Consider the following 5,743-nt stretch of genomic DNA (forward strand, 5'->3'; position numbering starts at 1 on the left):
GTTTGGTTACGTGAAAGTACGCTTTCGTGGCCTGATGAAAAACACCGCTCAGCTGACCACGCTGTTCGCCTTGTCGAACCTGTGGATGGCTCGCCGACATTTGCTAACGAATGCAGGAGAGGTGCGCCTGTAAGGTGAGGAATTGCCCCGAGGAGGCTGTCGCGGCGACCAGAAACACCGACATGAGCAGACGATCCAATCATTTTTGATGGATTCGCCGCTTTCCAAATCGGCGGGGCTGAAGTCGGCGGGAAATATAGGGCTACTTCAGACCATCCCTAGATACGGCAGGCCTGACTTTATGTGTGATTGCTGCCTCTCTTTTTGGTTTGAAATTTATGATCGTTTCAAGGCTTTGCCGAATTCGCAATCTAATCGCTGTCTAGTTAAGTTATTGAGCGATCGTCTTCTGTAAATTAAGCCTGGCACTGCCAGGCTTTTTTTTGTCTTGATAAGGACTTTAGCGGCTAAAGTCCTTGACCTACTCTCTTTAGTTTAGCTAAACTGAATTCATTGGTTGGCAGCGTTAACTGCCAGTTCGAAGCCTGATCGCGGAGCAAGGACGATAGGTGGAATAAGTGAAGAAATTACTCACCGAACAACAGTTTCTAGAGGCGATAAAAGGCTTGGACATGTCGGAGCAGAATTTAGAAGTAGCCAGACAAGTTCTAGTGCATGGCAAACCCCAAGCGGAGTTTGTAAAGGAGCTGGGGCTGACGCGAGGAGCTGTATCTCAAACGGTAAATCGGGTTTGGTCACGCTCAGCAGTGGCAAAGCAAGCTCATTTGCCCGAGGGGTACGAGCGAGTCACAGTAGTTCTTCCGAAAGCCAAGGCCTACACAGTCAAGAAATGGGCAGCACAAGCGCATAATGCGCTGGCAAAGACAACGGGGTAAATGCAATAAGCAAGTCACAAATGAAAACTCTCGTAACAGCTATTCAGAAGGGCGGCCAGGGTAAGACCTTTAGCACTTGTCACTTGGCGTTTGATTTTTCAGAACGTGGCTTGAAAGTTCTGGTCGTTGATCTGGATCCTCAGGCCAATGCCAGTTATACCCTCGATAATCATAAATCAGGTTATGTAGCCAGCCGACTCTTCAATGATACCGCTGAGGTTGTAAAAGCGTTTTTTTCCGAGCGTGATAATTCAGGTATTACTCTTATTGAAGGTGACGGGAAGTTAGCTAACCTGGAGCAGGGCGTAACCACACAAGGGGCTATTGAAGCTCTACGTTCCAATATTAAGGCGCTCAACGAATTCTTTGATGTTTGCTTGATTGATACGCCTCCGACGCTTGGCAAAGCAATGGTGGCGGCAATTGCAGCGAGCGACTTTGTTGTTTCTCCTATTGAGCTTGAGCGTTACTCAATGGAGGGCATGAAGAAAATGATCGCAGTTATTTTGAACCTACGGAAAGAGTATCCAGATGTACAATTTCTCGGAATGCTTCCCAATCTCGTAGACCTACGCAAGCCACGTGATAAGACGAACCTAGAGCAGCTACAGAAAGCTTACCCACAGTTTGTAATGCCTCTCAAAGTAGACGACCGTAACAGCATTGCTGAGGCACTTGGGGAGCGTAAGCCTGTTTGGAAAATTAGAAAAACGGCTGCACGTAAAGCACGACAAGAAGTGCGCGAGTATTGCCAGTATGTATTTGAAAGGATGGAGATTGCGTGATGACTAATGGTATGGATTTGGACGATCTGTCTAGTCTACTACATGCTCCAGTGGCAAAGAGCGCTAATCAAGGTCCGATTCTAATTCCCCAAGATCTGATTGACCCAGATCCAGATCAGCCGCGTAAGCCGGGCAACCCTGGCTTTTCAAAAGAAAGTCTAAAAGAACTGGCAGAATCGATTTCAGCTATTAATGAGTCGGGCCGACCACGCGGCGTCAAGTCGCCTATATCGGTTAGGGAAAATCCTAATATACCAGGGCGCTACCTAATCAATCATGGTGAGCGCCGCTGGAGAGCTAATGGGCTAGCTGGGAATAAAGAAATCCCAGCATTTATTGATAATGATTACACCCACTCAGATCAGGTTATTGAAAACCTTCAGCGAAACGAATTGACGGCGCGTGAAATTGCAGACTATATCGCCCGTGAAATGAATGCTGGCCTAAAAAAGAATGAGATTTCTAAGCGGCTGGGGAAGTCTGCCGCTTGGGTATCTCAACATGCGGCTTTGCTTGATCTACCTGATCCTATTGCAGAAGCGTTTGCTAAGGGTCGCGTTAATGACGTAACTGTGATCAATGAGCTAGTTAAGGCTTTCAAGGAGAGTCCTGAAGACGTTGTTGATCTACTTGAAGACGATACTCAGGATGTAACGCGAAGCACAGTTAAGACGTTGCGTGAGTACATTGATTCTAAAAAGGGAGGCGATGAGGATGCTGGTTATGATTCTCGTGATCCTGACACTATCGATGTATTTGATAAGCAAACTGACCGCGAAAAATTTGGAGAGGATGAAGACGGCGAAGAGGAAGAGGTAGCTAGCAAGCCCAAGAAACCGACTGAAAATGATCCTACTAAATTCAAGAAGGCGGTTATTCAAGTGAGCTATGGTGAAGATAAGGCGCGTCTTATGATGGATAAGCGACCTTCTCAAGAAGGTAATGGCTGGATCAAATTTCTTGAGTCGGGCAAAGAGATAGAAGTGCCTCTATGCGATGTAGTTCTTCTTCAGTTGATAGAAGGTTGAGTGAAACGGGGCCTTAGTGTCCCGTCTCCCCTTATGGGAGATATCAAATGACTAGCGTTAGCTGGCTGTGCGATTTAGCTGCTAAATATTGCCTATCAAAGCCGCTTCTCCAGCGGCTTTTTCATTAAGCATTATTGCTTATATTTAAGTGAAATTGGCTCTTCTCTTGGCGTTAAACCTGATCCAGATCTGGAAGGAAACTGAGGGTAAAGGCTAGCTAGAGGTAGGGGTTCTGTATAGACATACAGTTTTATTGTCAATATAAGCTATTAATTTTTGTGACTACTCTTTACTTCTATTTACCCAATCCAATACTGCTGTAAGCTAAACTTTTAATGACGCTTGCTTGTGGAGTGGTAATGAAAGAGCGCCTAGTAGTTATGAACGGCCAAAGAGTTGTTCAGACTTCGTGGGGGACGCCTGATGAGAAGAATGACATGGTTGGGAAGGCAAACGGTGTAAAGCCTGGAGTTTACAACTTACATTCGGCTTCAGAGGCAGACAAAAAGAAGTCACACGAAGGACAAATAGTGCATTCCGATAAAGGAGCTATTTATCAGAAGGCTGGCTCTTATTTAGTTAAACATAAGCCGTCTGATTTCGATATACTCCCTTTTGCAGGAAGCACTGTAAAAATATCTTACAGTGAGAGAGGCAGGGCAGTAACCGAGGCTGCAAGTCAACAGCAAAGCCGAGGACTGTCGCGCTAGAAGGATTTTAGCGGCTAAAGTTCGGAGGCTGGTTTGAGTGATTCAATCAAGGCGGAAAGGGCGGCGTGGGGAGATTTCCCGGCAGTCATACGCAATGGCGATCTTGGTTCGTTGAAGAATGAACCGGAATATATGGCTGCAAAAAAAGGCGATATGTCAGCAGCAATAGATCTGGTTGAAAAGCTACTAACTGACGATACAGTTTCAAAAATCAAGGAAACCATAGGTGATTCCAAGTCTCTTTTATTGCCGGTTATGGCTGTTGAAGAAGCGGGAAATAATAAGATTCCTTTGGCTTTTGCAGTCGTCCTAGCGGATCGGCTAGGGCTGGATGTTGATACTGATATATTCCAACGTGAAAAAGTAAGTCGGACAAATTCTGGATCAGGTCATCGTTTGGCATTTAACCCCACGTTTACAGGGAATGTTAAAAAGGACCAACCCTATCTGATTTTAGACGACACGTGCACGACTGGCGGAACCTTGGCATCGTTACGTGGCTATGTTGAAAATAGAGGCGGCAAAGTCTTAGCCGCAACAGTAATGACGGCCCATGTGGGAGCCATAGAGCTTGTAGTAAAGCCAAAAATGCTTGCTGCAATTGACCGTAAACACGGTCCTGAAATGAATGAATTTTGGAAAGAGGAATTTGGTTTTGGAATCGATAAAGTCACCCAAGGCGAAGCAGGCCACCTCAAGTCAGCCGCGAGTGTTGACGTCATGCGAACTCGAATCGCTACGGCAAGAAATGAAGCGGGATTGCTCTTGGGGAATCGAGGAAATGAAGCGTCGCAAGGCCCTTCGCAATCGGACAATCTGAGAGGCTCTGGAGAGAAGCTTTCAGGTGAAGCTGAAACGCTAGAGCGTGAACAGCAGGTACTCTTGGAGAATGCTCCAGGTGGTCAGTCTTCAGTTGTTCAGAGTTACGGGGCTGCGTTAGAAACATACGTTGAGGAAAAGCATAACCAAGTTGAACGTCTTGAAGACAAGCTTGAGGGGTTGCTTGAGCAGCAACAGGCTCGCCTTCAACAGACTAGATCTAACCAGCCGGGTATCTTTTCTATGCTAGGGGAAAAAGCAGCTTGGCAGGCTCAGCAGAATCAGCAGCAGGCCAGGATTCAGAGCTTGCAGGCTCGGCTAGAAACAGTGCGCGAGATAAAGGATGGTATGTCTGTTCATGGGCCTAAGGTTGATGAATTGGCTACGCGAAAACTGCGAGCAAAAGAACCCGAGCTAGCGGCTGATTTCGATGAGTATCAAGAGGCTCAAAGAAGGCATCAGGCCCACTTGCGTAAGAAAGAAATGGAAGAAAAGAGGCAGCAGCAAGGGCAGGGACGAGGGCAAAGGCAAGGTTTGCGATGTAATCCGTAAAGAGAACCCCCCCCGGTATATCGGGGGTTTTATTAGCGTGAGAATAAAATAATAGCCGACGCTATCAATGCGCCTACCGAGGCCATAATACTTATGTAAGTCAGGTTCCGGCTGGCTTGAAGTTGACTAGAGAAACTTTGTGCAGCCTTCTCTATTTGCTCTTGAATAGATTGGCCGGCTTTTTCTGCTCCCTCTTCCATTGTGCGTTGCATTGCTTCTTTAGAGGCTGCAAGTGATGCGTTCAGGATTTTTTCAGCCTTAGCCTTTGAGTCTTCACTTACCCGATTACTGAAGTCCTCTAGTGTGGTGAATCACAACTACCAAACATAAGTATGGTCTGCAGAGTGAGTACTCAAAACTGACTCGAGGAGGCATGCGATGAGAACAGGCAGTCCTGCTGTACAGATCACACTAACCAGGCAAGAACATGCCGAGCTCAGCCGTCGTAGGGCTCAGCGTAAAGGCCCCGCGGATTTAAAACTACGCGCTGAAATCATCTTTTCTTGCGCTAGCGGTGAACCCGGCTCATCGATTGCCAGGCGCCTGGGTATTACTGCTCAGACCGTATCGCGGTGGCGTCTTCGCTTCTCGCAATGGGGACTTGAGGGGCTTAATGATGAGCCTAGGTCTGGGCGACCCCGCAGTATCAGTGACGCGAAGGTTCAGGAGGTTGTTGATCGGGTCCGGCAAACCAAGCCTGAGGATGCCAGCCACTGGAGTTCGCGCCGCATGAGCAAGGCTGCCGATATTTCCATGACCAGTGTGCAACGTATCTGGCGAGCCTTTGGCCTTAAGCCTCACCTTGAGCAGACGTTCAAACTCTCAACCGATCCGGCATTCGTCGATAAAGTTCATGACATCGTTGGGCTATACCTGAACCCACCGGATAAGGCTCTGGTGCTGTGTATTGATGAGAAAAGCCAGATCCAGGCCCTGGATCGAACCCAGCCAGG

At 47.4% G+C, this 5,743-nt stretch carries 6 protein-coding genes and 2 pseudogenes; 7 read left to right on the plus strand and 1 reads right to left on the minus strand.

Features of this window, described 5'->3' with window-relative positions; all coding sequences use genetic code 11:
* The 6 genes and pseudogenes from IQ22_RS22780 to IQ22_RS22805 form a co-directional block, all read left to right on the plus strand.
* Nucleotides 1-133: pseudogene (locus tag IQ22_RS22780) on the plus strand (IS5/IS1182 family transposase); the annotation flags it as partial.
* Between the two features lie 445 nt (nucleotides 134-578).
* The gene (locus IQ22_RS22785) at nucleotides 579-896 is read left to right on the plus strand and encodes a TrfB-related DNA-binding protein (RefSeq protein WP_145146091.1); all 318 of its coding nucleotides are present in this window, start codon (nucleotides 579-581) and stop codon (nucleotides 894-896) included.
* A gap of 20 nt (nucleotides 897-916) precedes the next feature.
* Nucleotides 917-1,681, plus strand: coding sequence for a ParA family protein (locus IQ22_RS22790; protein ID WP_145146092.1), 765 nt, complete (start codon nucleotides 917-919; stop codon nucleotides 1,679-1,681).
* Nucleotides 1,681-2,709: a ParB/RepB/Spo0J family partition protein gene (locus IQ22_RS22795; RefSeq protein WP_145146093.1), complete on the plus strand. Its 1,029-nt coding sequence runs from the start codon at nucleotides 1,681-1,683 to the stop codon at nucleotides 2,707-2,709. Before IQ22_RS22790 ends, IQ22_RS22795 begins: the two co-directional genes overlap by 1 nt.
* 359 nt (nucleotides 2,710-3,068) lie before the next feature.
* A complete protein-coding gene (locus IQ22_RS22800) occupies nucleotides 3,069-3,419 on the plus strand; it encodes a KfrB domain-containing protein (protein ID WP_145146094.1) in 351 nt (116 codons plus the stop codon).
* A gap of 33 nt (nucleotides 3,420-3,452) precedes the next feature.
* Nucleotides 3,453-4,790, plus strand: coding sequence for a phosphoribosyltransferase (locus IQ22_RS22805; RefSeq protein WP_145146095.1), 1,338 nt, complete (start codon nucleotides 3,453-3,455; stop codon nucleotides 4,788-4,790).
* Nucleotides 4,791-4,822: 32 nt separating this feature from the next.
* Here IQ22_RS22805 and IQ22_RS24250 read toward each other — a convergent pair.
* Nucleotides 4,823-5,083 (minus strand): annotated as a pseudogene (locus IQ22_RS24250) (hypothetical protein); the annotation flags it as partial.
* A gap of 85 nt (nucleotides 5,084-5,168) precedes the next feature.
* Here IQ22_RS24250 and IQ22_RS22815 point away from each other — a divergent pair.
* The coding region (locus IQ22_RS22815; protein ID WP_145146096.1) for an IS630 family transposase at nucleotides 5,169-5,743 on the plus strand (575 nt) is incomplete at its 3' end.

It is taken from the genome of Pseudomonas duriflava (assembly GCF_007830155.1).
GTDB classification, from domain to species: Bacteria; Pseudomonadota; Gammaproteobacteria; order Pseudomonadales; family Pseudomonadaceae; genus Chryseomonas; species Chryseomonas duriflava.

Excerpts from the sequence above, each read along its gene's own strand:
- IQ22_RS22800 (WP_145146094.1), top strand. The coding sequence starts at position 3,069 with ATGAAAGAGCGCCTAGTAGTTATGAACGGCCAAAGAGTTGTTCAGACT.
- IQ22_RS22790 (WP_145146092.1), top strand. The coding sequence starts at position 917 with ATGAAAACTCTCGTAACAGCTATTCAGAAGGGCGGCCAGGGTAAGACC.
- IQ22_RS22795 (WP_145146093.1), top strand. The coding sequence starts at position 1,681 with ATGACTAATGGTATGGATTTGGACGATCTGTCTAGTCTACTACATGCT.